Raw genomic sequence first — 26,188 nt, forward strand, 5'->3', positions numbered from 1 at the left:
AAACTTCACGGCCTTTCCCCGATAGAATATCGGGAAAAGGCCGTGGCATAATACTCTTTTTATTACTGTCTACTTGACAGGGAGATGACCATTTCTTTTCCCTTTTTATACTTGCGCTGTTGATACCCGCGCTGTTCTCGTTATATCCATATCTATGCCATATGTAAACTGTAATTCTTTACAAACATCTTTAATTAATATTGCAACATTATATTTCTCATTAAATTGTAAAACGATGTTCTCCACTTCTTCATATGTATACTTATATTCGCCTGTAATGACACTTTTTAGATCAAAGCATTCGTTAATACAAAGTTGTACAAGTAGCTGGTCATATTTCTCTATTACATCTTCTTTCTTCCAAAGTAACTCTTTTACATATAACCGATCAAACTTCACACTTTCTCGATTACAATCCGTTAAAATCCGGGTCATTTCATTTAATTCTCGATACAATTCAGAAATATTTTTGCTTAAACTAAGCAGTTTATCTACGCCATTTTCATATAACATATTTATTCCACCCCCGCATTTTCTTCTTATTATAGCAAGAAAATTCTAAAAATAGTTTCTTTCTTCTGAAATATTAGGAAACTAATTTCAATTGCTTTACAATGAAACTAGTTAATGCGAGAGGAGAAAGAAAATTGGAGCACAAATTATATTACACTGACGCTTATAAGCAAGAATTTACTACTAAAATTATAAAGCAAGATTATGATAAAGACGGTAACTTATACGTTGTTTTAAACGAAACCGCATTTTATCCGACTGGTGGCGGACAACCACATGACACTGGAACTTTAAATGGTATTGCTGTACTTGATGTTGAAGAAGTCGACGAAGAAATCCGCCACTTCATTGCAGAACAATTACACACAGAAGACGTAAAAGGTAAAATCAATTGGGAGCGCCGGTTTGATCATATGCAGCAACATGCAGCTCAGCACATTTTATCTGCTGCTTTTTGGGACTATTTCAACATACCTACGATTGGATTCCATCTTGGAAAAGAAACGATAACAATTGATTTAGAAACAGAAAATCTGCATGCAGAAACGGTTGAAAAGGCAGTACAAATTGCCAATAAAATCGTTTTTGAAAACCACCCAATCCGTATAGAGTGGATGAACTTAGAAGAAGCAAAAACATTACCTCTTCGTAAAGAACCAACTATGACAGAGAATATACGTGTTGTTATTATCGAAAATTACGACTACAATGGCTGTGGTGGAACCCATCCGAAATGCACTGGTGAAGTTGGTCCTATTCAAGTACTAGGATGGGAGCGCAATAAAGGTGGTATACGCTTAACCTTTATCGCTGGTTGGCGTACACTTAAATTAATGGGGCAACAGCAACAAATTATGAAAGATGTTTCCAAACAATTAAACAGTAGCGAAACTGATATCCCAGCAAAAGTAGCACAGCTTCTTACCTCTCAAAAGGAAAACGAAAAAACAATACAAACAATGAATGAAAAATTATTATTTGCAGAGGCAAATGAATTACTGCAACAGCCCACCGAAATACATGCTGGGTTACTTATTTCTAAAGCATTTACAGATCGTTCTATGCAAGAAATTGCAAAACTATCAGCTATCATTACAGAACAACAAGAGCATGCAATTACGTATTTCGTCATCGAAAATGATGACAAACTACAATGTATTCTCGCTTGCGGAAAAACAGTAACGCTCGATATGAATGCTCTTTTAAAAGATGCTCTTCCTGCAATTGAAGGAAAAGGTGGCGGAAATAAAAAGAGTGCACGCGGCGGCGGAAAAGCGGTGATGAACGGGGACGAGTTTTTAAATCAGCTTGTCTCTTCTTTACAGTCAGCAGTGTAAAACATGTTTATGAAGGATAGCTAACGGCTATCCTTCAACTATATTTACAGGCCTATATGTTGTTTCAACCCTTGATAACTTCCTGCATTTGCAAAACCGCCACTTATAAGATTGATAAAAGTTTCCGAAAAACCATAATAACTTAATTCGTTAATCGGTACCATTTGCACATCATGAATCGGATTATGATCGAACTCGTTAGAAGGTAGTGTAATTTCACCTTCAATCCTTTCAAGCAGAAACGTAATATGTAACAAAGATGGACTAGCATCTGGTTTATCACAAACATAGAGTAGCTTCTTAATTTTAACTTCTAATCCCGTTTCTTCTCTCATTTCTCGAATCATCGCTTCTTCTAACGTTTCACCATTCTCTACCCTTCCTCCAGGTAAAGACCAATCGCGATTAGCCACTTTTTGCTTTACTAGCAATACTTTTTCATCTTCAATTAAAATTCCCGTAACACGAACTTGCATTACATTTTCCATATGTAATCTCCTCTTCCTGTTATATTTACAAATTAATCCTTCCACAAAGAGAACATACGTTTTATAATTAAAGGAAATTATGGAAGAAAGAAGTTGTTATATTCATGCGTCCACCTTTAACAAAATCTATATCACTTGAAGATTTTCAAAACTATTATTGGTTAAAAGCAGAACTGCAAACATTTTGTCGCGAGCATGGTTTGCCAGCTAGTGGCTCTAAGACCGAAATAACCGAGCGTATCTCACATTATTTAACTACGGGGAAAGTCTTAAAAAACAGCTCTGTGCAAAAAGTGAGCAAAGCTCCCCTCTCTTATAAAGACCTTTCTCTTCAAACGATTATTACTAAAAATCACCGCTGTAGCGAAGGTGTTCGTGCTTTTTTCAAAGAAAAAATCGGAACAAACTTCCGCTTTACAGTAGCTCTTCAAAAGTTTTTTAAAGAGAATGTTGGAAAAACATATGAAGATGCGATAACATTTTGGTATGAAGAAAACGAACGAAAAAAAGATCCTACTTATAAAACAACGATCAGCGCGCAATTTGAATACAATCGCTTTACTCGGGACTTTTTCGAAGATCCAAATAATAAAGGAAAAGCAAAAGCTGATGCGATTGCTGCTTGGAATGAAATAAAAACAAAACCTGGTAGCAATGCTTATGTTCCTCAAAAAGTAGAAAACTAGAGTGAATTCATTAAAAATCAAATTCTAAAACAAATTTTAAATTTACTCCTAGGACATTATATATATGTTTTAGGAGTGAATATACAATATAACTAATCATACAAATCGATTTATCCGGTGCACTATCCTTCCCTTTCTTCATTTTCTCATCACATATCTTCTCTAATACCTTAAGTCCTTTATCTTCTCCAAACTTTTTCTCCTCCAATGACGAAGAGAAGTATTTATTCTCCATTTGTATGCTCCTTATTAGCAAATACAGCTTCTAAAATTAAGGACATAATCCTATATAGCAAAAACATACAAGCATACTCATAAACAACAACATATATTTAAATATACCTTAACATATTCAGCCGCTACTCCCATGTCAGGATCACCAATTGTTTCAGGTGAAAATCGTGCTCTTTTTTGAAAAGGTGACGTACTTGTACTCTCTACTCCTCCGGCGATATAGCACTTACCTGCCCCTCCTTGAATGAGATGACACGCAGTTCGAATTGCTTCTAAACCAGCACCACATTGCCGATCAATCGTTACACCAGGAATATGATAGCCAAGTCCTGCCGCTAAAGCAGATAGTCTCGCAACATTCCCTCCTGGCCCAACAACATTACCTAATATAACATCGTCTATCTCTCTCTCAATTCCTCTACTTAAAAACGTAAGAAGCGGCGTTGCTAATTGCTGAACTTCATACTCTTTTAACATCCCATTCTTCTTACCGATAGGTGTTCTTTTCGCCTCTACAATAACTGCTCTATTCATATATTTTCTCCCTGTTTTCAATCATACTTTTTGCTTCCATACGAGCGATTTTCCCACTATTTGTATAAGGTATTCTATCTACAAAATGCCATTCTTTCGGTATTTTAAACGAGGATAATCGTTGTAAGCAAAAACTCTTTAATTGTTGTTTCGTAGCACTTCCTTTTACGATCGCGACGGGCTTTTCACCCCAGTAACTATCTTTCACACCAATTACAACTATTTCATCAACAGCTGGGTGTTCATGTAATACACTTTCTATTTCTTCTGGATAAATATTGATTCCTCCAAATAAAATCATATTCTTCTCTCTACCAACAATATATATAAAGCCTTCTTCATCTTCATAGCCTACATCTCGCACTGTCATCCAGCCTTCTGCATTCAACTCCTGTGTTAAAACCCCATCTATTATGTATCCCATAAAAAACTGATCACTTTTCACATAAACAGTTCCTATCTCGCCTTTTTGTACTTCTTCGCCTGCTTCATTACATATTCGAACTTGCACATTATGACAAGGTTTTCCTACTGAATTTAGCCTTCTTTCGCTTTCTGCATCGACTAGTGCTGTTACAAAACTTAACTCTGATGCACCATAAAATTCATATCTTTTCGCATAAGGAAATATATTCTTTATTTTTTCTTTCGCTTCAGCTTCCCATTTCGCTCCTGATGAAATAATTTTCATTTTATTTTCTATTAATCTATTTTCTTTATATAAAGATTCAAGCATTGTCGGAACTGTATACATAACCGATATATTTTCAGTTTCTAACTTATCTAATACTTGATTCGGAATGAACTTTCTCATAATGTGCACCGTTTGTCCTACATATAATGCACTTATTGCCCCGTATAAGAAAAGAGAATGAACGAGCGTCCCAGCTATTAAAATTGAATCCTCCATTTTCATATGAAAATCATGTACATTACAATCAAAACTATGAACCCACGATTGCTGTGCGCGTAAAAATGCTTTTGCTTTTCCAGTTGATCCTGATGTAAATCCCATATAAAAGGGAGCATTTCGTAAACTTTCTACAGTGGAATGTGTAGGAAGATATTTCTCCATCATTCTTTTCCACTCATCAATTTCAATTACTCTTCCTTCTTCATGCGGTAAATCATTTACCTTATATCTTTCTGTCACAATCATATCCGGATTACTGATTTCAATTCTTTCTCTGAGCTCATCTTGTTTCCACTTTATATCTAACGGAACACAAACCCACCCGGCCATAGCAGCACCAGCAAATAGTTGTAAAAACTCTATATGATTTTCTAATAGGATTGCTATTGTTTTATTTTTTGATTCTGTTGCATGCAACCAGTTGGCTACTTTACAAACTGATTCGAACCACTCTTTATATGTTAAAACTCTATCATTTTCCTTTATTGCTATTTTATTTGGTTGTAAAGAGGCTTGCTTTTTGTATTTTTTTGTAACACCCATATGAGACGTCCTTTCTTTACAAAAATAATAAAAAGAAACACGCAATGTACGTGTTTCTTCCCTTTATCATCCCGCATTTGTATATTTTCCATTCTTTAAAGCGGGTGTAATAATATGTTTCAATGAACGATGTAATTTTGTTACGAGAACTGCCGCAATAATTGCTTTTATACAATCCCCTGGTAAAAACACAGCACTCACTTTCATTGTCTCCCATACAGAAACATCCATTAAAAACGCTTGTACAATAATACCAAATACATAAACTACGAAAATACCACCAATTATATTAATACATAATACTTTTATAATAGAAACTTCACGTAAACGCTCAATTAAATAACCAATAACAAACGCTCCAATGATGTAACCAAGTAAATATCCTGCACTTGGCCCAACAAATACACCAAGGCCACCGCGGCCACCAGCAAGTAATGGTGCTCCAACTCCTACAATAAGTAAGAAAATAAGCTGACTTAATGCACCAAGGCGTGACCCTAACAACCCACCCGCAAGCATAACACCGAGTGATTGCAATGTAATCGGAACTGGTGTAATAGAAAGAGCAATCGGAGGTATTAACCCTAACACTCCCATAATAGAACTAAATAAAGCGACGAAAACTAAATTTTTTGTATTCATATTTGCTTCTCCTATTTGTAAACTTAAAATTGTTTTTAGATAACATATCATAAAAATTATATTATCTTTCCACTCCTCTTTTGTCAACCGTTAACGTATCAGAGTTTACAAATAGGAGTTCACTTATTTCTCTCTATGCAAATGCTCCAGTTCTTTCCGAAGCGCCTGTTTTAAAAACTTCCCAACAGATGTTTTCGGTATTTCTTCCATAAAGACAATATCGTCTGGCAACCACCACTTCGCAAACTGTGGTTTTAAAAACTCATATATTTCTTCTTTTGTAACCGTACTTTTTTTCTTTTGAACAACGCAGGCAATTGGTCGCTCTTGCCACTGAGGGTGAGGAACTGCAACGACAGCCGCTTCAAATATAGCATCATGTGCCATTAAAGCATTTTCAAGATCGACCGAAGAAATCCATTCTCCCCCGCTTTTAATAACAGCCTTCGTACGGTCAACAATTTTCACGCAACCTTCCTCATCCACTGTGACAACATCACCAGTATATAACCATCCATCGCGAAAACCTTCAACAGTACGATCATCGTTATAATAGCTTTCAGCGATCCAAGGTGCTCGTAAACATAATTCTCCCATCTCAGTACCATCCCACTTCACTTCACCATTTGTACCGACTACTTTCATCTCGACACCAGGTACAAGATATCCTTGTTTGGAGCGAATTTCTAGTTGCTCTTCATACGATAATTCCGTTTCATAACTTTTTAAACGTGCAAGTGTTACGAGTGGACTCGTTTCAGTCATACCATATGCATGTATGAACGGAACATTATGTTTCTGTTCAAATGCTTTAATAACACTTTTCGGCGCCGCTGCACCTCCGCATAGTATTCTCGTCATACTAGATAAATCGTAACTATTATTTTCTAACTCTTGTAATACGCCGAGCCAAATTGTCGGCACACCCGCAGCTAACGTCACTTTTTCTGATTGAATCATTTCTAATAAAATTTTCGGAGTAAACATCGGTCCAGGAAGAACTTGTTTTGATCCAAACCAAGTAGCCGCAAAAGGAAGTCCCCAAGCGTTCACATGAAACATCGGGACGATTGCCATTGCTGCATCACTTTCCGATAAAGCAGCTGTATCAGCTAAACCGAGTGCCATACAGTGTAATACAGTACTACGATGCGTATATACAACACCTTTCGGATTTCCTGTAGTCGCTGACGTATAACACATACCAGCTGGTGTATTTTCATCAATATCTTTTACAAATTGGAAATTTGGATCGCCTTCTTCTAATAGCTTTTCATAATGATATACAGGCTTCAGCGTAGTATTTGGGAGTTCATCTTTATCAGTCATAATAATGTAAGCTTGTACAGTTGATAATTGTGATTGAATATTTTCAACAAGCGGTACGAGATCTTCATCTATAAGTAGAATTCGGTCTTCTGCGTGCTGAATAATGTATGAAATATGTTGAGGAGATAAACGAATGTTAATTGTGTGCAAAACAGAAGCAATACCTGGAATAGCAAAATACGCTTCCACATGCCGATGATGGTTCCACGCTAATGTTCCTACACGTTCACCTACTTTAATTCCAAGCCTTTTCAACGCACTGGAAAGTCTTCTCGTCCTTTCCCCTAATTGCTTATACGTTAACGTTGTAACTGTATCATGCGTCCGTGAAACAATTTCTTTCTTCGAAAACAGTTTCTCTGCTCTTTCCATCATAGAACTAATTGTTAGCGGTACATTCATCATCATATTGGTTATGTCCCCCTTTAAAACGTTTTCATTTTCCGTTTATTATAACAGACTTCTACAAATGATTACGATATTTTTCTGTATTTTCTGAATTATTTCTTTGGAAATAATTCAGAACGATAAAAAACATGTTTTGAATACATTGATTCGAAACATGTTTTTTATTTTTTATAAACTATCTACCTTTTTCCTTACTTTCTTTTTCAATTTAAAAATAAAACGATTACTGTATTCCTTATTTTCTACTAAAATCCGATACGTCTCTAACACCCCTAACACACGAACAAAAAGATAAACTCCGATAGCAATAAGTACAACACAATAAGGATAATACTGTACGAGTTCTCCTGAGGTAATTCGTTTTTTCTCAAATAAAAACGGTATCGCTCCTGCTGCAATAAAACAAAATCCAACGATCACTACTGCCGTATACTTCTTCTTAATAGTCGCATATCTTTTGGTCAATTCTTTTAGAAAGTTTTGATCAAATAGTAGTTCTTCCTTTTTCAATACATTGTATCGACTCTCTTCTATCGTTACAGATGCCATCATTGCTCCAATCCCAAGCACTGCAATGATAATGACAAGAAACGTAGACATTGTCGCATTTTCTTTAAATAATAAGTACGGTATTGTAGATAAAATAAGCAAACTAAATCCTAACGCAATATATTTAGAAATTTTTTGTCCATACACTACATACCCTTCTGCCATTTCCTTACTTACATAGTAACCATTTTCCTTTTCGTTACTTTGCTCTGCAGTTTCTTTTAATAAATAGTCGAGTGATACTTCAAATACATTTCCAATCATTATTAATTTTTCAGTTTCAGGAAAACCTTGACCGTTTTCCCATTTACTAACTGCTTGCCTTGTGGTATTTAATTTTTCAGCTAATGCTTCTTGAGAAAGGCCCTTTTCCTTTCTTAATCTAAAAAGCTTTTCACCAAATCCCATATGTGTGTCCCCCTTTGTTTTCTTACCTAAATTGTATGTAAACATTGCCCTTATCTCTATCTTCCTGCGGTTGCACTTTGTCAACTTGCGGTTGCGATTGTGTTATATAGCGTTTTTTTTCTATACTTAGAACGTTAATAAAAATAGCGCTTCCTAATAGTCCATTTGTTGTTATCAAAATAAAAAAACTCCTTAATTCATTTAAAGGAGTTTTCAATGTAAGATATTTCATTGATTCATATATCTTTCTCTAGATATAAAATACCTTTTTGTATCACGATTCTTACCTTTAATAAACATATCCTTCTGAATTGTATATTTGTACTCCATATTCAAACGTTTCATTAATTTTTCCGATGCTTCATTTTCTGAATCACATCCCGCTTCAATACTATTAAGATGCAATTCATGAAAACCATAGTAGAAAAAAGCTAACACAGCCTCCGTAGCTAATCCTCTTCCCCAATATTTTCGAGATAAGGCGTATGCAATTTCTGCTGTATGTGTGACCAAATCATATTTTATAAATCCACACGTGCCTATAAGTTTTTTTTCCTCTTTTAATACAATTCCAAGAGGTGCTACTTGCCCTCCATTGTACTGACCCACAATTTCTTCTATATAGTTATATGTGTCACATAACGATCGATGAGCATCCCATACAGTAAAAGTTGTCATCTCTTTATCTGTAGCATACTCATATATATGTAAACTATCACTCATATTCATTTTCCTTAACATAAGTCGTTTCGTATACAAAGTTGGATATGACCACTTCTCAATAATCATAACGGTTTCTGTTTAAACCTTTCATAATTCCTTACCTTTAATAAAAGGATATTCCCACAATCTGTACAAATATAAGCATCCACCGGCGAAGATGTGAACATCGTTTCCTTTTTCCGTATTTGTGCATATCCGACAAACTCACCTTCTCCTATATTTTGAGAACCACAATTAGAGCATGTCTGCACGGCTTTTTGTTTCATGAGAGCACCACCTTTAATCTGTTTCTACTCTCTTCGACAGTTCACTTCCATTTCCCTTCCAAAAAACCTCTTATTCTCTCACATTTCAACAGGAATCTCAAAACAAAAATCGTATATGTACTATGAAATATATTTATTAACGGAGGAATTTTATGACTACTGTTATGACACTCGATATGGCAACAGAAATTGAAAATGCAGAAATTGATATGCTCTCTTCTAAATTAGAGAGACTACAAACAATGAGCGGAAACCCAATGCAAGTGCAAATGAAAAAATTCGGTAGTGCCACTGCCTTTTCATCAAAAATAATTGCTGGTCCTGCTTTTAATACGGTAAAAGGTATTACATTTACAAATACAGATGAGTTAGATGAAATTATCTCTTATTATCAATCACTACAAATCACTTGTCGTTTTGAAATTACCCCAGCACAAGGTACAACTGAATTATTTCAATACTTATCTCAAAAAGGGTTTTATCAATCTAGCTTCCATACTGCTTTGTATAGTATACCGAGAGAGGGTTCATCACTTCTTCCTTCTAATATTACAATACGAAAACTAAAAGAAAATGATTTTGATATTTTTGCAGACATTTATGTACGTGGATTTAATATGCCATCCTTTACAACAGATGGTGTGCGCCAAAATAATGAAATTCTTTACAATGAACCAGGATGGCATTTTTTCATAGCTGAAGTTCAAAATATCCCTGCCGGTATTGGTGTACGGCTGTCATACTGCATTAATTCAAAAAAGAATAGAAAAAGCTATAGCGACAAATTGTCATTTAATAGTTGGCCAAGCCCGCTTTGGTAGCCGCAGTCAAAATAACATGGAACGGGCCCATATGAAAATTGCTTATACAAAATCAATATGGACCGCAAAAGACATATTATAATTTACTTTCTTTCTCCTTCCGTTACATTTTTAAACATTTTATGACAATTCCTTTTCTATCCTATTAATCATTTGAATATTCCAACTAGATTTGTTACGCTATTACTAGATACATCATTCAACTTGCAATATGAAAAGAGAATTCTAATCAAACTACAAGGAGGAGAAATGTATGACTAAACATGATCATGGTTTAAAAGAAAAAGTAGAAGGTGCCATTGATAAGGTAAAAGGTGAAGTAAAAGAAGTTGTCGGGAAAGTAACTGACAATAAGAAATTACAAGCTGAAGGAAAATGGGATAAGGTGAAAGGCACCTCCAAAGATACAGTTGGTAATGTGAAAGAAAAAGTACATGAATATAAGGAACATAAGAAAGAAAAATAAAAAAGAGCCCATCGGCTCTTTTTTTATTTCCCTTCATTCTTCTCTAACACGTATAAATCTTCTTCGATATTCGTTAATTTCTCACTTACAAGCTTTCTTGCATCTCCAATTGCTTGATTGTATGCAAATGGTCCAACTAATTTAATCATTTCTTCTATTAAACGCTCTGCTTGGAAACGTCCAATTTCATCTAGATCTTCTTCCATGAAAAATTGCTGAATTTGCGCTACAAGCTCTTCTTTTTTATCATTTGGTATTTTTATATTCATCATCGTTGTTACTCCTCTATATTTAAGATAATATCTTCCTTAACTCTACCATAGAAAAACGATTACCAGGACAGCTTTTTGTAACTCCTTCTAACTCCCTATGACCTAGTATATTTTTTTCCTTTATAGCAAATTGCTTCATAAACATTTTGCATAAAGAATATAATGCATTCACTTGTGCAGGAGTTGGATCGTATTTATCGAAATTTCCCGTCATACATATTCCAATTGTATAACGGTTATGGTCTTTCGCATGCGCTCCAATATGTAAACCTCGTCCTTCCACTACAGTTCCATCTTCTTCAATAAAATAATTGTAACCAATCCCGCTCCACCCCCGTACTTTTTGATGAAATTCATGCGTTTTATACACGTCCCATCCATCTTCAGCTGTATGGTGAATAATCAGTTGATTTACTTTTTCTAAAGGAACTAATTCATCTTGAAATGTTAGATTGACACATTTAATTTCCATTTGAACTGCCTCCTCTTAAAAATCAATCATAATAATCGTTTTATCATCTGGCCTTATTCTCTTTTCCGCTTCTAGCTCTTCAATGATTGCTACATATTCGTTTATACTATTCTTTCTTATATATGCAACAGTTTGTTCTAATGACCAATCTGGGTGGAATAACCCGTCTGAACAAATAAAAATTCCACTCACTTCATCTATATGTAATTCACCATGTTGTAAATAATGTATCGCTTCTTTCATTCCATTTGCAACTGAATAACCATTTGGCATATTTGCAAGATAACGATTGTATTTTAACTGTTCTCGCACATCTTGAAAAACATATTCTTCTGGTACAGATAACCCTTTTTTACGATCTTCTTCCCTCTTCCTTTTTGCTCGTTTACTAATTCCTTCAACTGTGTCTTTCGTTAATACTTGCATCGTTCCATTTTGAAAAGTTGCGACAATCATACAGTCCCCTAATTGTGCATATTCAATTTTCTCACCAACTATTTGAACTGCCGCGATACATGTGCACCACAAATGCTCTTTTTTTCCCGTGTCTACTTCATATCCTAACATTTTGCTTTGCAATGCTTCATTTGCTTTGGCAACTGCAAATTGTAAACTATGATTCTCTCGTAATGCAGTAAAATAACTTGCAAATAAATGCGAAGCGATGTATGCTCCATTATGTCCCTTTTCATCACGAAACGGGACAAGTGGTGTTGCACCGTCACATACACCATAAATCTTTTTTTCTTTATTACAAAAATAAGAATCCTCACATTCTTGCTTCAACGGGCTTTTCTGTTGATAGGTTTTTATCTTCACAACTGTATCCCCTTTCAAATGATAAAATACTCAAATTCTTTTGATTAATCTAATTTACCAAAATAAACTGTTTTTACCCAAAACTTTCAATATCATATATAATCTTGAAATAATATGAATTTTTCAGTGAAGGACGGGAAAGAAATGGTCAGATTCCTTGGTGTTATTATCGGTTCTATTATTATTGCGGTTGCCTTTAATCTTTTCCTTATCCCCCACAAAATTTTAAGTAGTGGAATTGGCGGAATTGCTATTATTTTAGGGATTGTAACCCCTGTAAACACAGGTATTATTAACTTTGTATTAAACTTACCTATCCTTATTTTAGGGTACATAGGCCTTGGAAAAAAAGTAATTTTTAACACAGTTGTCTCTGTAGTTGTATTATCTGTTGCATTATACTACGTTCCAGTAAAAGTCGTAGCAACAGATCCATTGTTATCTTCTATCTTCGGAGGTGTCATCGCCGGAGCTGGTATTGGTCTTGTTTTTAACTGTAATGGATCCACTGGTGGATTTGATATTATCGGTATGCTTTTATCCCGCAAGCGAGACATTAAACTTGGCGGATTCCTTATTGTTTTAAATGCAGTCGTTGTAATAATCGCAGGATTCTTCTTCACTTGGGATGTTGCACTTACAAGCTTACTTTCAATTTATGTAACTGGTAAAGTAATTGATGCTGTTCATACAAAACATCGTAAAGTTACACTTATGATTGTAACAAATGAAGCAGAAAAAATGAAAAAACAGCTTCTTTCAACTGTTGTACGTGGAATAACGTTACTTGATGGCGAAGGCGCTTATTCAAGCGAGAAAAAGCGTGTACTTATGACGATCGTTTCTCGTGAAGAATTAGCAAGTATGAAACTTACAATTTCTGAAATTGACCCGAATGCATTCGTTAATATTACAGAAACTGTAGAAGTGTTAGGACTTTTCAGAAGAAGTTAAAGACTAGGTGGGAATACACCTAGTCTTTATTTTGCATAAATTCAATTCTGTTTCCAAACGGATCTGATACGTAAAATCGAATTACATCTGGTCGTGCATAATCATCAATCACTTTTACACCTTGCTCTATAAGTGTTTGCTTAAATTCATTAATTTCATTCACATAAAAAGCTGGATGAGCCTTTTTAGCTGGTGTAAAGTTCCGCTCGACACCAATATGGATTTCTTGATTTCCACATTTAAACCAACATCCACCTCGTTTTTTCAACTCTTCTGGCTTTGGAATTTCTACCATACCAACCTTATTCCCATAAAAATCACGCGCCTCTTCTTCACACCCTACAGGTGCAGCTACTTGCACGTGATCAATCCCTTGAATATAATTTTTCATTTTCTCTTCCCCTCCTCTACCCTAATGTTATACGGAAAACAGCCGTCTGTAACTTACAAAAGGGTTATAAAACAATATAAGCTCCCCTTATTACCATCCTGCATTCACTTTGCAAAAAAAATAAAAAAACAAAATTTATTCTATAACTTCCATTTTTTATAGAAATACACATCACATCTATATTATAGTTATGAATAGACAAATCTTTTTAGATGCTATTTGTACGGAGGAACTATTATGAGTCGTAAAAAATATTCACCAACTCAAAAAAAACGTCATCCGAACATTTCTAGACGTTTGCGAAACCATATACAAGATCGTTCATTAACAGAAATGTACGCATCTCTGTTCGAACATAATCCTGATAGTATTATTTCATTAAATTTAGAAGGAGTTATTCTACATATAAATCCTTCTGCCGAAAGAATATTAGGTTACACTTCTTTAGAATTAGAACAGAAAAATATTACCTCTATTTTAGGAGCCCATATTTCTGAGCAAGTATTACAAAATATAAAGAATACTGAAGCGGATAATCAACAAGAGTATATCTTATCTATTTATCATAAAAATGGATTCTTATTAGATGTTGTGACAAAACTAGTTCCTATTTTTGTTCAAAATCGTCTTACTGGTGTATACGCTATTATGAAGCCACTTGAAAAATCAGAAAGAATTGAGAATATGCTAAAAGAAAGTGAGAAGAGATTACGTACATTAGTAAACTCCATGCCTGCGTTTGTTATATTTAAAGATCATGAAGGGCGCTGGCTTGAGGCAAATGACTACGCACTTTCTTGCTTCAACTTCCATCATGTACCTTACCACGGGAAAAAAGATAGCGAACTCATTCAATATAATGAAGCATACCGAGAAGCTTTTTTACATTGTGAAGAAATCGATGAACTAGCATGGCAACAAAGACAAATTCTTCATGGCGAGGAATTTATTATACATAGAGATGATTTCGATCTAATCTTAAGTATATCAAAAGTTCCGCTTTATCATCCTGATGGTTCTCGCAAAGGTCTTATCGTGATGGGGAGAGATGTTACTGAGCTAAAAGAAACTGAAAAGTTACTACGAAAATCTGAGAAACTCGCAGTAGTTGGACAACTGACAGCTGGAATTGCCCATGAAATTCGAAATCCACTCACTTCCCTAAAGGGTTTTCTAACATTGCTCCTCCCTGAAATAAATGAGGAGCAAAAATGGTATATCGATGTTATGTTAAGTGAGATTTCACAAATGGAATCCATCACGAGTCAATTTATGGCGATGTCTAAGCCACAAGTATTATCTATCCAAACTTGTAACATACAAACTTTAATTGAAGAGGTAGTTACATTTATTTTACCGACTGCAATTATGCATAGCGTTCATATCATCATGGATCATTTTGATTACGTATATGATATTCAATGTGACGGCAACCAATTAAAACAAGTTTTTATAAACATATTAAAAAATGCGATAGAAGCGATGCCAAATGGCGGAAATATTTTCATCCAAACAAAACCATTAGAGGATAATTTCATCTTAATACGAATTATCGATGAAGGTTGTGGCATTCCAGAAGATCGTATCTCCCGTCTAGGCGAACCTTTTTATAGTTTAAAAGAAAAAGGCACAGGACTAGGATTAATGATGTGTTACAAAATAATTGAAGAACATCATGGTAAATTACACATTTCAAGCGAATTAAATAAAGGTACAATTGTTGATATTGAGCTACCACTTTCTTCATCCCATCTTGCAATCCAGTCTTAAATAAAAAAGAAGCATCTGCTAATCGTTAGCAGATGCTTCTTTTTTAAAATACTTTGTCATACCACTCTTTTGCTTTTTCTACTTCACCCATCGTTAATTGATGCCCTCGATTTTCCCAATGCATTGTTACATTCGCGTTTGCATTTTCTAATAGTATCTTCAATTCCTCTGACTCTGCTGATGAACAAATTGGATCATTTGTCCCAGCAGCAATAAACACAAATTTACCTGCTAAATTTGCTAATTGCATTCCTCTTCTTGGTACCATTGGGTGATGAAGTACAGCACCTTTCAATGCATTTTCGTAATGGAATAATAAGCTTGCTGCGATATTTGCCCCATTCGAATAACCGATAGCTACAATGTTATTTCTATCGAATTTATATTCTTTAGCCGCTTCATCTAAAAATTCATTTAATTCCTTCGTACGGAAAATTAAATCCTCTTCATCAAAAATGCCCTCTGCTAATCGGCGGAAGAAACGCGGCATCCCATTCTCTAACACATTTCCCCTAACGCTTAATACCGACGCTTCCGGATCAACTATTTCTGCAAGTGGTAGTAAATCTAATTCATTACCACCTGTACCATGAAGTAATAACAACACTGGTTTTGACGTATCTTTTCCTTTTTGAAAAACATGTTTCATCATAATCCTGTTCCCCCTTCAATCACTTTAATCTAAATTTCTCACTTCAAATGGTAAAAGCGTTTGTTCAATCTGTTTTCTATGTTGTTCATATTGTTCCGGTAACTTTAATTCCTCACCCATCGTCTCTAACGATTCATCATGAGCGAAACCAGGAGGATCTGTTGCAATTTCAAATAAGATTTCACCATGTTCTCTAAAATAAATCGCGTTAAAATAATTTCGATCTTGTACAGGAGTTACGTGATATCCAAAACGCGACACATGCTCTTTCCAGTCTAGCTGATCAGCATCGTCACTCGCTCTCCAGGCAATATGATGAACTGTGCCAACGCCCATTTGGCCACGACCGATTGTTGATAATTTCAAATCAATAATATTTCCAATGTCAGCAGAAGAACGGAATCGAACAAATTCACCCTCTTCTCCAATTTTCTCAAGACCCATAATATGTTCTAACAATTCAGCTGTTTTTTGAGGCTGTGTAGATAAAAGAACAGCACCTCCAAACCCTTTAATTGCTACTTCTGGTGTAACTTCTCCAAAACTCCAATTATTTAATTCGCCTTTTTCTCTTTCAACTAATTCTATATGCAAACCATGCGGATCATCAAATTCTAAATACTGCTCTCCAAAACGAGTCATTTTTGTATACGAAACATCGAACTTTTCTAATCTATTTTCCCAAAACTCCATTGCACCTTTTGGTACAACGTAAGACGTAATTCCTACTTGACCATCTCCAATAATACCTTGACGAGCACCTGCCCATGGGAAAAACGTAATAATTGTTCCAGGCTTTCCTCCTTCATTTCCAAAATAAAGATGGTACGTACCTGGATCATCAAAATTCACTGTTTGTTTCACTAAACGTAACCCCAATACACCAGCATAAAAATCTACATTTTCTTGTGGATGCCCTACAATCGCTGTAATATGATGGATTCCCATTGTTTTCTTTTCCATTTCTTCCACTCCTTTTTTATTTCATTATAAAAATTCTTTTACATTTAAATTCATTATTAATTTTGTCCATGCTACAAAGTAAAATCCGTCATTATAATTTTATCTCGAATTCGAGATATTAATTACAAAATTACGTATCGGTGTCTAATCTATTGAATTATCTTGAATTCAAGATAATTCGTAAAAAATATTTGTTCGATTTATAACCATAATAAATTTTTATTATGAACATTCTTTATCTCGAACTTAAGATTTATTATAAGTTACTTATTTTTCATCGTCAATAAGTCCTTACTTTCATTTTACATGTAAAAAGAGTAAACGCTATTCACCGTTTACTCTTTTTGCAAATCATTTCTTTTCTTCTTCCAGTACTGCTTCCATCTCATTAAATTCACGATGAACTGCCTTAACGGGTTCTTTCGTTAATAAACTTACAACGATAACAGTTAATAAACTACAGAAGAATCCAGGCACCATTTCATACATAATTGCTTTTAAACTTGGAATTTGTACCCATGCTATAACAACTACTGCACCAACAATCATCCCTGCAAGAACACCCCATTTGTTTGTCCTTTTCCAATATAAACTTAATAAAATGGCTGGTCCGAATGCTGAACCAAATCCAGCCCAAGCATAACCGACAAGTGTTAAAATTGTATCACTTGGATGATACGCTAAAACAACTGCGATCATAGCTACTACTAATACTGATAATCTACCGATAAATACAAGTTCTTTGTCACTTGCGTTACGACGGAAAAATGTTTTATAAAAGTCTTCCGTTACTGCACTTGAAATAACAAGTAATTGTGAGGAAATACTACTCATAATCGAAGCCAAAATAGCTGATAATAAAAATCCTGTAATATACGGATGGAATAAAATATTTGAGAATGTTACAAAGACCATTTCTGGGTCTTGTAATGTCGTATTATTTTTAGCATAATAGGCGATACCAATTAGACCAGTAAGCATTGCACCTATAATTGAAATCGTCATCCAACCGATACCGATTCTACGAGAAGTTTTTAAATCTTTAATAGAGGTAATTGCCATAAAGCGGACAATAATATGTGGTTGACCAAAATATCCAAGGCCCCATGCTAAAAATGAAATAATACCAAGTATTGTGGTTCCTTTAAACATATCTAAATGCGATGCATCGACTTGCTTAATGGTATTAAATGTTTCTGTTATACCACCGACATCCGTAAAGGCAACAATTGGCACTAGTACAAGCGCAATAAACATAATACAACCTTGCACAAAGTCCGTCCAACTTACGGCTAGAAAGCCACCAAATAGTGTATACGCAACAACGACACCGACAGTTACAAATAAACCAATTTTATAATCAAGGTTAAAAGAATTTTCAAACAAACGTCCACCCGAAACTAAACCAGCCGACGCATAAAATGTGAAAAATACTAAAATGACGACAGCGGAGACAAAACGAAGTATTTTCGTACGATCTTTAAACCGATTCTCTAAAAAGTCTGGAATCGTAATTGAATCATTTGCCACTTCTGTATACGTTCGTAAACGCGGGGCAATGATTAAATAGTTTGCATACGCACCTATTAATAAACCTATCGCAATCCATACACTTGATAATCCTGTTGCATACATCGCACCAGGTAATCCCATTAACATCCAACCACTCATGTCAGAAGCACCAGCTGATAAAGCTGTAACTGCTGGACCGAGTCCCCTCCCGCCTAACATATAATCTGATAAATCGGATGTCTTCTTATAAGACCAATAACCGATATACAACATACCTGCCATATAAATAGCAAGCGAAACCATAATCTCAATCTTCACCGAATCTCTCCCTTAGTTACATAAGCCATTCAAAATTTCGAAAAATGACTTTTTCTATTTTCTTGTTTTCGCTTATGGTTCCCTACCTTACCAAACATTTTTTGTTCTTTCAAGTGAACAAGCCCTTTTCACTACATGTGAAAACCTCTATAAACGCCTTTATCCCAGTGGATTACCCGGGTTTTAAAATAAATTAAAGTAAAAATATTCAGGAAATAAAACGTCATTTTTTCATAGCTTATTTTCTATTTACTAGTAGGAAACAATTGTGAAAGAGGAACGATCCGTCCCACCTCATCTTTAAACACAATATGCTCTCTCGTGAAATGGCGCGGACTCTTTACCCCCGCTGCTGCTGCAAGTGAGAATAAACTGTACCTCATACTAACAACATAATTCATTACGCGCCATTTCTTCTCATACGGATCTAGCGCTTTTTGATAATGCGGATTTGTCGTCGCAACTCCAGATGGACATTGCCCCGAATTACATTGAAGCGCCATAATACAGCCACTTGCCATCATAAATCCGCGTGCTGAATTTACGGCATCTGCTCCAATTGCTAAAGCAATCGCCACCTTATCTGGTGTAATTAATTTCCCTGAGGCAAACACTTTGAATTTGTCCCGAACACCATAATGATTCGCTGTATCAATACAAGTTAGTAACGCTGGAATAAGCGGCATCCCCATACTATCTGCCATCGATTTATACGTTGCTCCTGATCCACCTTCTGAACCATCAATTGTAATGAAATCTGGATAGATGTTTAACTCTTGCATCGTTTTGAATAAGTCTTCTAGCGGCTTTTGCTGTCCTATTACAATTTTCATACCGACTGGTTTACCGCCGTTTTCTTGCAAACGCTGAATAAAATAAAGTGTATCTGCTGCATTATTTAAAAATGAAAATCGATTCGGTGAATTAATTGTCTTGCCTTCTCGTACATTCCGGACAAAAGCAATCTTTGCATTTACTTTTTGTCCTTCTAGATGACCACCACGTATTTTCGCACCTTGCCCAAATTTCAATTCGAATGCTCTAATATTACTTTCTTTCGCTTTCTCCATGAATTTTCCCATTGAAAAATTACCGTCTTCATCACGGTATCCAAATAACCCTGGACCAATTTGCGCAACGATATTCGCTCCTGTATGTAAATGTTCTGGAATAACGCCACCTTCACCCGTATTAATCCACGATCCGCCTGCCATTTTTGCTCCAAAACCACTCGCTAAAATATAATTTTCTCCAATCGCACCGTAAGAAGTCGCAGATGCACCAAACATGCCATGTAGCTTCCACGGATATTTACGGTTCTCACCGACTATAATTGCATCATCTTCTTCGTACAGCCAAAGATTCGTTGTATCCGCTGTTAATTTTTCTCTTCTTGAAAATAACCCTTCTTTATGAATCACGTACTTTTTACCTTCCCGCTCTTGCGTGAGATTCACACTTAATTCCTCAGTTAATATCGGAAATAATGTATTAGCAATATAATATCCAGAAGCTTCAAAATCTCGTTTTGATCCAAAACCAAGTATTTCAGAGCGATATTTCGCTAAAAACATAACACTTTGAAAATCATAACGTGAGAAAGGCTTTCCATCCGTATCATGATCAAACCAATATTGTCGAAATTCAGGCCCTATCTTTTCCAGTAAGTAGCGCATTCTTCCTAAGTATGGATGTAATTTTAAAATAGAATGGTGTGTTCGTTTTTTTATAAAAAATGTAATGATAAAAAAGACGATTAAAAGCAACATTAAAAATAGTAATATACTAATAATAACGAGTAGCGTTTCACTCATCCCGCTTCCCCCTATGAAATTCCATAATAAAAGGAGAACACTCGATGTGCTCTCCTTTTATCTTTATTCATACTAACGTAGCAAGATGCTCTTTCACGTCATATTCAACTAAACTTTCAGCGTGTTTAATTCGATGAACAAAGTCTGGATTAGCAATTAACGGTCTTCCGAATGCCGCTACATCAATCGTTCCTTCTTGCAACGCTTCTTCGGCCTCTTTCGGATTTAAATTACCAACCCCAACAATCGTACCATCCCAATATTTTCTTACTAGTTGATGAAAATTCTTTCCATCAGCAATCTCTTGCGTATAATTCATCGTTGAAGGATGGATCATCGTTAACCCAACCTCTTTAAACATATTTATGAACGTTTCAATTGCAAACTCAGGATCTTCCCACATATAAGTAGGATTATCACCTTTGAAAGCAGAGAAACGAAGAAGTGTCTTATTAGCTCCAACAGCTTCTATTACAGCCGCCGTTACTTCTTTCATAAACGTTAACCTTTGTTTTAAATCACCGCCATATTTATCTGTTCGCTTATTCGCAAACTCATACGTAAATTGATCGATTAAATATCCGTGTGCACCGTGAATTTCTACTCCATCAAATCCAGCTTCGATCGCATTTTTCGCAGCTTGTGCGTATTGACCGATCACTTCTTGTATTTCTTCTAACGTCATTGCTGCTGGCGTATCAAACGGTTTACGAAAGCGTGGAACATTTCCCTCTGCAGCGATAGCCGATGGTGCTTGTGGCATTTGACCACCAATTATTTCATGATGACTCATACGCCCAACATGCCATATTTGAGCAATAATCGTCCCGCCTTCTTTATGTACCGCCTCTGTAACAGGTTTCCAAGAATCGATTTGTTCTTGTGTATAAATACCTGGTACTCCTGGGTTTCCTTTTGCTCTCGGACTAATGACAATTCCTTCTGTAATAATTAGTCCAATTCCATCCGCAGCACGTTTTCTGTAGTACTCCACTACATCAGCACCAACTACTCCAGTCTCATTATCTGCAAAGCATCTTGTCATCGGCGCCATCACTATACGATTACGAAGAGACCAAGCTCCAACTTGAATTGGATCAAACAACTTTGTTTCTTCAACGTTTTCAAAAAATCCCCCAGCATTTACATTTGTTCCTTCATAAATACTCGCTGCTTTATTACTTGAACTTGTCATTTTTCTTCCCCCCTAAAAAATCTTACTATAATCGCATCACACTTACTTTTAGATAGTAACGTCAATTTTTACGAATTTACAATAAAAAATTCGAATATCCAAAAAAAAAAAATGCTGTAAATAATATTAAAAAGGTTTCCTTAGGAGGAAACCTTTTTTTGTTGACCATATATGGCTGTCAATTCGTTTATCTCTTTAGTAAAAAACACCTTATCAATAGAAGTGAAAATGGTTCAGTATTCTTCTAAAAATAATAACTTATATACCTAAAACAATGAAAGCCCTACCTCTCTTTCATCCTTACGGCTCCTCGTCCGTGCCAGTGTGAATCAGGATTGCAAAAATCAAGTAACTATTTTATCGAAGTATTCAATTAAACTTCGAACATTCATAAATGAAATTAAAAAATAAAAATGGATTTGATTGTAGTAATAACAATAGAGGTAATGCTCTAAAAGTGGTTTGAAAGAGTTGAATGTCTTTGAAATGATAAATTTTCTATAATTATGTTCCCAAAAAATTCAAGATCTTTTTTGGGATATAATACATTATTTGTAATGAACCCTAACAAAAGCTTTTTATCTGATTTTCTGTGATACCTTCAATTAATCCCAGTTCACTAATCAAAAATTCATATGCGCTATCTAACATCTTCTTTTCGCTTGCATTAAGTGCTTTTTCTTTCTGTATACGCATTAAATCACGCACAACTTCAGCACCTTCTTGCATTTTACCCGTCTTTATTTTATCAGTGTTCAATTTATACCTTTGTTTCCACGTAAGTAATCTATCTGATTCCCCATGTTGAAAAATATCCATTATGTGTGCTAATGCGGTTATATCCGTAACTGGTCGTATATTCGAATTCAATATTCTCCCTGTTGGAATCATTAGTTCCATATTACTAGCCGACATTTTTATAACATAATACTGTTGTTTTTCTCCTGAGATTTCCTTCTCTTCTATGGCTTTAATTATACCTGCTCCCTGCATTGGATAAACAATGTTATCGCCAATTTGAAACAAATAATCCACCTCCATATATGGTAACCTTATCAAGGTTAACACACTTTTAGTTTTTTGGCAAAATTTTTTTTATCATAAAATCATTTTACGCGTCAACACTTCAGAAGCAAGAAATTAAATTTACACAATACACTATAAAAATCGCAATTCCATTAACGGTTCCACACACATTCATTCTCCTTTAACACAAAAACACATCACTACATTTCAGTAGTAATGTGTTTTTGATAAGGCATAAATAAATATCTACTTTTCCGTCTATATACTAACCTGCTTACTAACCGTTTCCCTCGCTAAAAGAAAACTCATAATCACTTGCGCTGCTACTCTACTCGTCATATCTCTGAAATCAAGAGTTGGATCAATCTCTACTATATCCATCCCTTGAACGAGCGGTTCTTTACCAAGGAATTCAATCGCATCTAGTAAAGTCGTACTATCCATTCCACCAGGCCCAATTGCTGGACAACCTGGTGCAAACGCTTGGTCTAGCACATCCATATCAAGAGAAATATAAATAGAAGTCACACCTTGATTTCTTAATACTTCAATACTTTCCGTGATAATATCTTTTATTTCTCGCTCTCGTACGTCTTTCATTGTATACACTGTTACACCATGCTCTATTGCATATTCATGGTACGCACGTGCATTAGAAAAATTACGAATTCCAATTTGAACAAGTTGTTTCCCTGCAATGACATCATTTTCTAGTAAACTACGGAATGGTGTACCATTTGACGGGCCTCCATCATCTAAATTACGTAAATCATGATGAGCATCAAATTGAATAATTCCGACCTTTCCTTTACTGTTTGCAAAACCTGTTATACTCGGAAAACTAATCGAGTGGTCACCGCCAAGAACGATTGGTATCATGTTCGGGTTTACTTTCGTTACATGCCCAACTGTTTTCGCAATTCGTTTATGACTTTCTTTTATATCCGTCACATGCATCGTAATATCGCCGCAATCATATAAGACACTTTCTTTCATATCGTGTTCTTCTGTAATTGCATATGTGCTATATGCATCTAACATCGCACGAATTGTCTTTGGAGCAAAACTTGCTCCTGAATGACTAATAGATGGTTTAGAAAGGGGTGCTCCAATTAAGGCAGCACCGAATATTTCTACGCCTTCCTCCCAATCTTTAATCATCTCACTCCATTTTGTCACTTCACGATCAATAAACTTTGCATTTTTCTTTAAATAGTGGCCGTGCTCCACGATTGTTCACCTCTTGTATATGCAATATTACCATTCTTCCATACTGTATTCACATGACTTACGCCGTAATGATACGGTACGTAAGCATAATTGTAAGCATCCCATAAAACTAAATCTGCCTTACGACCAACTCTAATTTTCCCAGCTACATCACCGCGGTTAATGGCATATGATGAGTTAACTGTTACGGCATTCCAAACTTCTTCTGGTGTCATTTTCAGTTTTAGCATCGCAATGCTCATAATAAGCTGAATATTTTCAGTTGGACAGCTACCTGGGTTAAAGTCTGTAGCTAACGCAACTGCAACACCTTCATCAATCATTTTACGACCGCGAGCAAAACTTTCTTTATTTAAATAGAAAGTTGTTCCTGGTAATAAAGTGGCTACTGTACTCGAGTTTGCAAGCATTTCAATTCCTTTATCAGAAGCGCCAACTAAATGGTCTGCTGATGCTGCACCGATTTCTGCCGCTGCTTCCGCACCACCAAGAGGGTCGATTTCATCTGCATGAATTTTCACATCAAAGCCAAGCTCTTTCGCTTTTAATAAAAACTCTTTTGACTCTTCGACAGAGAACACACCTGTTTCACAGAAAATATCAACGAACTCCGCTAATTGCTTCTCTTTCATTTCTGGTAGTAGGTCTAACATCCATTGTAAAAATTCTTTCGATTTACCTTTATACTCTTTCGGAACTGCATGAGCACCTAAAAATGTTGAAACTAAATCGATCGGATGCTCTTTTTGTAATTGTGCTGTTGCCTCTAATTGTTTCCATTCCGTCTCATCATCTAATCCGTAACCACTCTTCGCTTCTACAGTAGTAACTCCGAAAGATAGCATACGGTCTAAATGGAATTTCGCTTTTTGAACAAGTTCTTCTTTCGACGCCTGTTTCGTTGCATTTACAGTTGAAAGAATACCGCCGCCTTTTTCCAAAATTTCTAAGTACGGAACTCCTTGTAATTTTAGTGCGATTTCATTTTCACGAGATCCACCAAATACAAGATGAGTATGCGGATCAACAAGACCAGGAGAAACCATTTTCCCGCCGCAATCAATAACTTCTTTCGCCTGAAGTCCTTTCGCTTCTTCCACTGTTCCAACGAAAGTGATTACACCATTTTCAATTCCAACCGCACCGTTTTCGATAACAGGAAGCGTGTTCATCGCTTCCCGTCTTAACAAGCCATCTTCTTGATCCATTGTTAGTAATTGACCGATATTTATTAGTAAAGTGTCCAGCATGTTTTCTCCTCCTTATTTCATCATTGGAATGTTAACGCCTTTTTCTTTCGCAGTTTCCACTGCCAAGTCATATCCTGCATCCACGTGACGAACAACACCCATACCAGGGTCAGAAGTTAATACACGCTCAATACGTTTTGCTGCTGCTTCTGTTCCATCTGCAACGATAACCATTCCAGCGTGAAGTGAATATCCCATACCAACGCCGCCACCGTGGTGAACAGACACCCAGCTTGCACCGTTTACACTATTAATTAATGCATTTAAAATTGGCCAATCTGCTACTGCATCACTACCGTCTTTCATCGCTTCTGTTTCACGGTTTGGAGATGCTACTGATCCACAATCTAAATGGTCACGACCGATAACGATTGGTGCTGATAATTCACCATTTGCAACCATTTCATTAATGATGCGACCAAATTTCGCACGCTCACCGTAACCTAACCAACAAATACGTGATGGAAGTCCTTGGAACTCAACTTGCTCACGAGCCATACGAATCCAGTTACATAAATGTTCATTATCAGCGAACTCACGTAAAATTACTTCGTCTGTTTTATAAATATCTTCTGGATCACCAGAAAGTGCCACCCAGCGTGAAGTGCACCCCAATTGTTAGACACATAACTAACAATTGGAGGTGCATTTTTTATGGCTAAATTTTCTTCAAAAGATAAAATAAAAGCA

General features: G+C 35.7%; 26 protein-coding genes and 3 pseudogenes. 6 read left to right on the forward strand and 23 right to left on the reverse strand.

The annotated features are described in order from the left end of the window. Positions 1–105: 105 nt before the first annotated feature. The gene (locus tag MR169_RS25475; RefSeq protein ID WP_000965133.1) at positions 106–513 is read right to left on the reverse strand and encodes a hypothetical protein; all 408 of its coding nucleotides are present in this window, start codon (positions 511–513) and stop codon (positions 106–108) included. 134 nt (positions 514–647) lie between these two features. Here MR169_RS25475 and MR169_RS25480 point away from each other — a divergent pair, with 134 nt between their 5' ends. Further along, positions 648–1,850, forward strand: a complete 1,203-nt coding sequence (locus MR169_RS25480) for an alanyl-tRNA editing protein (RefSeq protein ID WP_242320245.1) — start codon at positions 648–650, stop codon at positions 1,848–1,850. A gap of 44 nt (positions 1,851–1,894) precedes the next feature. Here MR169_RS25480 and MR169_RS25485 read toward each other — a convergent pair whose 3' ends face one another. Next, on the reverse strand, positions 1,895–2,338 hold the full coding sequence (locus tag MR169_RS25485; RefSeq protein ID WP_000432562.1) for an NUDIX hydrolase: 444 nt from the start codon (positions 2,336–2,338) through the stop codon (positions 1,895–1,897). A gap of 104 nt (positions 2,339–2,442) precedes the next feature. Here MR169_RS25485 and MR169_RS25490 point away from each other — a divergent pair, with 104 nt between their 5' ends. Next, a complete protein-coding gene (locus MR169_RS25490; protein ID WP_001247745.1) occupies positions 2,443–3,024 on the forward strand; it encodes a DUF6434 domain-containing protein in 582 nt (193 codons plus the stop codon). Positions 3,025–3,034: 10 nt separating this feature from the next. Here the strand turns inward: MR169_RS25490 and MR169_RS25495 are convergent, their stop codons facing one another. From MR169_RS25495 to MR169_RS25530, 8 genes and pseudogenes are all read right to left on the reverse strand, one after another. Further along, positions 3,035–3,259 (reverse strand): hypothetical protein, encoded by a 225-nt coding sequence (locus MR169_RS25495; RefSeq protein WP_000428982.1) that lies wholly within the window; start codon positions 3,257–3,259, stop codon positions 3,035–3,037. A 92-nt stretch (positions 3,260–3,351) separates the two neighbouring features. Then, a pseudogene (locus tag MR169_RS25500) lies at positions 3,352–3,792 on the reverse strand (thiolase family protein); the annotation flags it as partial. Next, the gene (locus MR169_RS25505; protein ID WP_000539233.1) at positions 3,785–5,248 is read right to left on the reverse strand and encodes an acyl-CoA synthetase; all 1,464 of its coding nucleotides are present in this window, start codon (positions 5,246–5,248) and stop codon (positions 3,785–3,787) included. The gene MR169_RS25505 and the pseudogene MR169_RS25500, both read right to left, overlap by 8 nt. 66 nt (positions 5,249–5,314) lie before the next feature. Then, complete coding sequence (locus MR169_RS25510) at positions 5,315–5,890, reverse strand: biotin transporter BioY (protein ID WP_001093332.1); 576 nt, start codon at positions 5,888–5,890, stop codon at positions 5,315–5,317. Positions 5,891–6,013: 123 nt separating this feature from the next. Further along, on the reverse strand, positions 6,014–7,627 hold the full coding sequence (locus tag MR169_RS25515; RefSeq protein WP_242320246.1) for a long-chain fatty acid--CoA ligase: 1,614 nt from the start codon (positions 7,625–7,627) through the stop codon (positions 6,014–6,016). A 168-nt stretch (positions 7,628–7,795) separates the two neighbouring features. Then, complete coding sequence (locus MR169_RS25520; RefSeq protein WP_000505637.1) at positions 7,796–8,584, reverse strand: helix-turn-helix domain-containing protein; 789 nt, start codon at positions 8,582–8,584, stop codon at positions 7,796–7,798. Positions 8,585–8,812: 228 nt separating this feature from the next. Then, positions 8,813–9,373 carry a GNAT family N-acetyltransferase gene (locus MR169_RS25525; protein ID WP_000582841.1) on the reverse strand — a complete coding sequence of 187 codons (561 nt, stop codon included), beginning with the start codon at positions 9,371–9,373 and terminating at the stop codon, positions 8,813–8,815. Further along, entirely contained in the window at positions 9,370–9,573 is a 204-nt protein-coding gene (locus MR169_RS25530; RefSeq protein WP_000810193.1) for a hypothetical protein, read from the reverse strand. The genes MR169_RS25525 and MR169_RS25530 overlap by 4 nt, the downstream gene beginning before the upstream one ends. A 152-nt stretch (positions 9,574–9,725) precedes the next feature. Here MR169_RS25530 and MR169_RS25535 point away from each other — a divergent pair. Both MR169_RS25535 and MR169_RS25540 read left to right on the forward strand, forming a co-directional pair. After that, positions 9,726–10,476 (forward strand): annotated as a pseudogene (locus tag MR169_RS25535) (GNAT family N-acetyltransferase). Positions 10,477–10,647: 171 nt separating this feature from the next. Continuing rightward, entirely contained in the window at positions 10,648–10,860 is a 213-nt protein-coding gene (locus MR169_RS25540) for a CsbD family protein (RefSeq protein WP_000160416.1), read from the forward strand. 23 nt (positions 10,861–10,883) lie between these two features. Here MR169_RS25540 and MR169_RS25545 read toward each other — a convergent pair whose 3' ends face one another. Genes MR169_RS25545 through MR169_RS25555 form a run of 3 tightly spaced genes read right to left on the reverse strand, consistent with a single transcriptional unit; the run spans position 10,884 to position 12,441 of the window. Beyond that, entirely contained in the window at positions 10,884–11,132 is a 249-nt protein-coding gene (locus MR169_RS25545) for a DUF2164 domain-containing protein (RefSeq protein WP_000981064.1), read from the reverse strand. A gap of 19 nt (positions 11,133–11,151) precedes the next feature. Beyond that, complete coding sequence (locus MR169_RS25550; RefSeq protein WP_000402976.1) at positions 11,152–11,604, reverse strand: peptidoglycan recognition protein family protein; 453 nt, start codon at positions 11,602–11,604, stop codon at positions 11,152–11,154. A gap of 15 nt (positions 11,605–11,619) precedes the next feature. After that, positions 11,620–12,441: a protein phosphatase 2C domain-containing protein gene (locus tag MR169_RS25555; RefSeq protein ID WP_242320247.1), complete on the reverse strand. Its 822-nt coding sequence runs from the start codon at positions 12,439–12,441 to the stop codon at positions 11,620–11,622. Between the two features lie 126 nt (positions 12,442–12,567). On the opposite strand from MR169_RS25555, the gene MR169_RS25560 reads away from it, so the two are divergent. Further along, complete coding sequence (locus MR169_RS25560) at positions 12,568–13,377, forward strand: YitT family protein (RefSeq protein ID WP_242320248.1); 810 nt, start codon at positions 12,568–12,570, stop codon at positions 13,375–13,377. Positions 13,378–13,396: 19 nt separating this feature from the next. Here the strand turns inward: MR169_RS25560 and MR169_RS25565 are convergent, their stop codons facing one another. Further along, the gene (locus MR169_RS25565) at positions 13,397–13,768 is read right to left on the reverse strand and encodes a VOC family protein (protein WP_000800770.1); all 372 of its coding nucleotides are present in this window, start codon (positions 13,766–13,768) and stop codon (positions 13,397–13,399) included. A 237-nt stretch (positions 13,769–14,005) separates the two neighbouring features. On the opposite strand from MR169_RS25565, the gene MR169_RS25570 reads away from it, so the two are divergent. Next, entirely contained in the window at positions 14,006–15,538 is a 1,533-nt protein-coding gene (locus MR169_RS25570; RefSeq protein WP_000087656.1) for a BA3702 family sensor histidine kinase, read from the forward strand. A 43-nt stretch (positions 15,539–15,581) separates the two neighbouring features. On the opposite strand, the gene MR169_RS25575 is transcribed toward MR169_RS25570, so the two are convergent. The 9 genes and pseudogenes from MR169_RS25575 to MR169_RS25615 all read right to left on the reverse strand — a co-directional run. Beyond that, positions 15,582–16,190, reverse strand: a complete 609-nt coding sequence (locus tag MR169_RS25575) for an alpha/beta hydrolase (protein ID WP_000975483.1) — start codon at positions 16,188–16,190, stop codon at positions 15,582–15,584. Between the two features lie 24 nt (positions 16,191–16,214). Further along, positions 16,215–17,153 (reverse strand): ring-cleaving dioxygenase, encoded by a 939-nt coding sequence (locus tag MR169_RS25580; protein ID WP_000412731.1) that lies wholly within the window; start codon positions 17,151–17,153, stop codon positions 16,215–16,217. A gap of 351 nt (positions 17,154–17,504) precedes the next feature. Further along, a complete protein-coding gene (putP, locus tag MR169_RS25585; RefSeq protein WP_000687597.1) occupies positions 17,505–18,983 on the reverse strand; it encodes a sodium/proline symporter PutP in 1,479 nt (492 codons plus the stop codon). Positions 18,984–19,228: 245 nt separating this feature from the next. After that, the gene (locus tag MR169_RS25590; protein ID WP_000005160.1) at positions 19,229–20,797 is read right to left on the reverse strand and encodes an FMN-binding glutamate synthase family protein; all 1,569 of its coding nucleotides are present in this window, start codon (positions 20,795–20,797) and stop codon (positions 19,229–19,231) included. Positions 20,798–20,864: 67 nt separating this feature from the next. Next, a complete protein-coding gene (locus MR169_RS25595) occupies positions 20,865–21,992 on the reverse strand; it encodes an alkene reductase (RefSeq protein ID WP_000204587.1) in 1,128 nt (375 codons plus the stop codon). Positions 21,993–22,556: 564 nt separating this feature from the next. Continuing rightward, the gene (locus MR169_RS25600; protein ID WP_242320249.1) at positions 22,557–23,018 is read right to left on the reverse strand and encodes a CarD family transcriptional regulator; all 462 of its coding nucleotides are present in this window, start codon (positions 23,016–23,018) and stop codon (positions 22,557–22,559) included. 258 nt (positions 23,019–23,276) lie between these two features. Next, on the reverse strand, positions 23,277–24,248 hold the full coding sequence (gene hutG, locus MR169_RS25605) for a formimidoylglutamase (RefSeq protein WP_000399826.1): 972 nt from the start codon (positions 24,246–24,248) through the stop codon (positions 23,277–23,279). Then, the gene (hutI, locus tag MR169_RS25610) at positions 24,227–25,498 is read right to left on the reverse strand and encodes an imidazolonepropionase (protein WP_016118465.1); all 1,272 of its coding nucleotides are present in this window, start codon (positions 25,496–25,498) and stop codon (positions 24,227–24,229) included. Before hutI ends, hutG begins: the two co-directional genes overlap by 22 nt. A 12-nt stretch (positions 25,499–25,510) precedes the next feature. Then, positions 25,511–26,098, reverse strand: a pseudogene (locus MR169_RS25615) (urocanate hydratase family protein); the annotation flags it as partial. Positions 26,099–26,188 lie beyond the last annotated feature (90 nt).

This window comes from Bacillus cereus group sp. BfR-BA-01349 (assembly GCF_022663795.1).
GTDB classification, from domain to species: Bacteria; Bacillota; Bacilli; order Bacillales; family Bacillaceae_G; genus Bacillus_A; species Bacillus_A cereus.

Bases quoted from the DNA above. Each gene is read 5' to 3' on its own strand.
- MR169_RS25515 (WP_242320246.1), bottom strand. From the start codon at position 7,627: ATGATGATGAATGTACCGCTAACAATTAGTTCTATGATGGAAAGAGCA.
- MR169_RS25530 (WP_000810193.1), bottom strand. From the start codon at position 9,573: ATGAAACAAAAAGCCGTGCAGACATGCTCTAATTGTGGTTCTCAAAAT.
- MR169_RS25495 (WP_000428982.1), bottom strand. From the start codon at position 3,259: ATGGAGAATAAATACTTCTCTTCGTCATTGGAGGAGAAAAAGTTTGGA.
- MR169_RS25565 (WP_000800770.1), bottom strand. From the start codon at position 13,768: ATGAAAAATTATATTCAAGGGATTGATCACGTGCAAGTAGCTGCACCT.
- MR169_RS25575 (WP_000975483.1), bottom strand. From the start codon at position 16,190: ATGATGAAACATGTTTTTCAAAAAGGAAAAGATACGTCAAAACCAGTG.
- MR169_RS25490 (WP_001247745.1), top strand. From the start codon at position 2,443: ATGCGTCCACCTTTAACAAAATCTATATCACTTGAAGATTTTCAAAAC.
- MR169_RS25580 (WP_000412731.1), bottom strand. From the start codon at position 17,153: ATGGAAAAGAAAACAATGGGAATCCATCATATTACAGCGATTGTAGGG.
- MR169_RS25540 (WP_000160416.1), top strand. From the start codon at position 10,648: ATGACTAAACATGATCATGGTTTAAAAGAAAAAGTAGAAGGTGCCATT.
- MR169_RS25560 (WP_242320248.1), top strand. From the start codon at position 12,568: ATGGTCAGATTCCTTGGTGTTATTATCGGTTCTATTATTATTGCGGTT.
- MR169_RS25485 (WP_000432562.1), bottom strand. From the start codon at position 2,338: ATGGAAAATGTAATGCAAGTTCGTGTTACGGGAATTTTAATTGAAGAT.
- MR169_RS25550 (WP_000402976.1), bottom strand. From the start codon at position 11,604: ATGGAAATTAAATGTGTCAATCTAACATTTCAAGATGAATTAGTTCCT.
- MR169_RS25545 (WP_000981064.1), bottom strand. From the start codon at position 11,132: ATGATGAATATAAAAATACCAAATGATAAAAAAGAAGAGCTTGTAGCG.
- MR169_RS25595 (WP_000204587.1), bottom strand. From the start codon at position 21,992: ATGACAAGTTCAAGTAATAAAGCAGCGAGTATTTATGAAGGAACAAAT.
- hutI (WP_016118465.1), bottom strand. From the start codon at position 25,498: ATGCTGGACACTTTACTAATAAATATCGGTCAATTACTAACAATGGAT.
- MR169_RS25510 (WP_001093332.1), bottom strand. From the start codon at position 5,890: ATGAATACAAAAAATTTAGTTTTCGTCGCTTTATTTAGTTCTATTATG.
- MR169_RS25505 (WP_000539233.1), bottom strand. From the start codon at position 5,248: ATGGGTGTTACAAAAAAATACAAAAAGCAAGCCTCTTTACAACCAAAT.
- MR169_RS25525 (WP_000582841.1), bottom strand. From the start codon at position 9,373: ATGATTATTGAGAAGTGGTCATATCCAACTTTGTATACGAAACGACTT.
- MR169_RS25570 (WP_000087656.1), top strand. From the start codon at position 14,006: ATGAGTCGTAAAAAATATTCACCAACTCAAAAAAAACGTCATCCGAAC.
- MR169_RS25475 (WP_000965133.1), bottom strand. From the start codon at position 513: ATGTTATATGAAAATGGCGTAGATAAACTGCTTAGTTTAAGCAAAAAT.
- MR169_RS25590 (WP_000005160.1), bottom strand. From the start codon at position 20,797: ATGAGTGAAACGCTACTCGTTATTATTAGTATATTACTATTTTTAATG.
- MR169_RS25520 (WP_000505637.1), bottom strand. From the start codon at position 8,584: ATGGGATTTGGTGAAAAGCTTTTTAGATTAAGAAAGGAAAAGGGCCTT.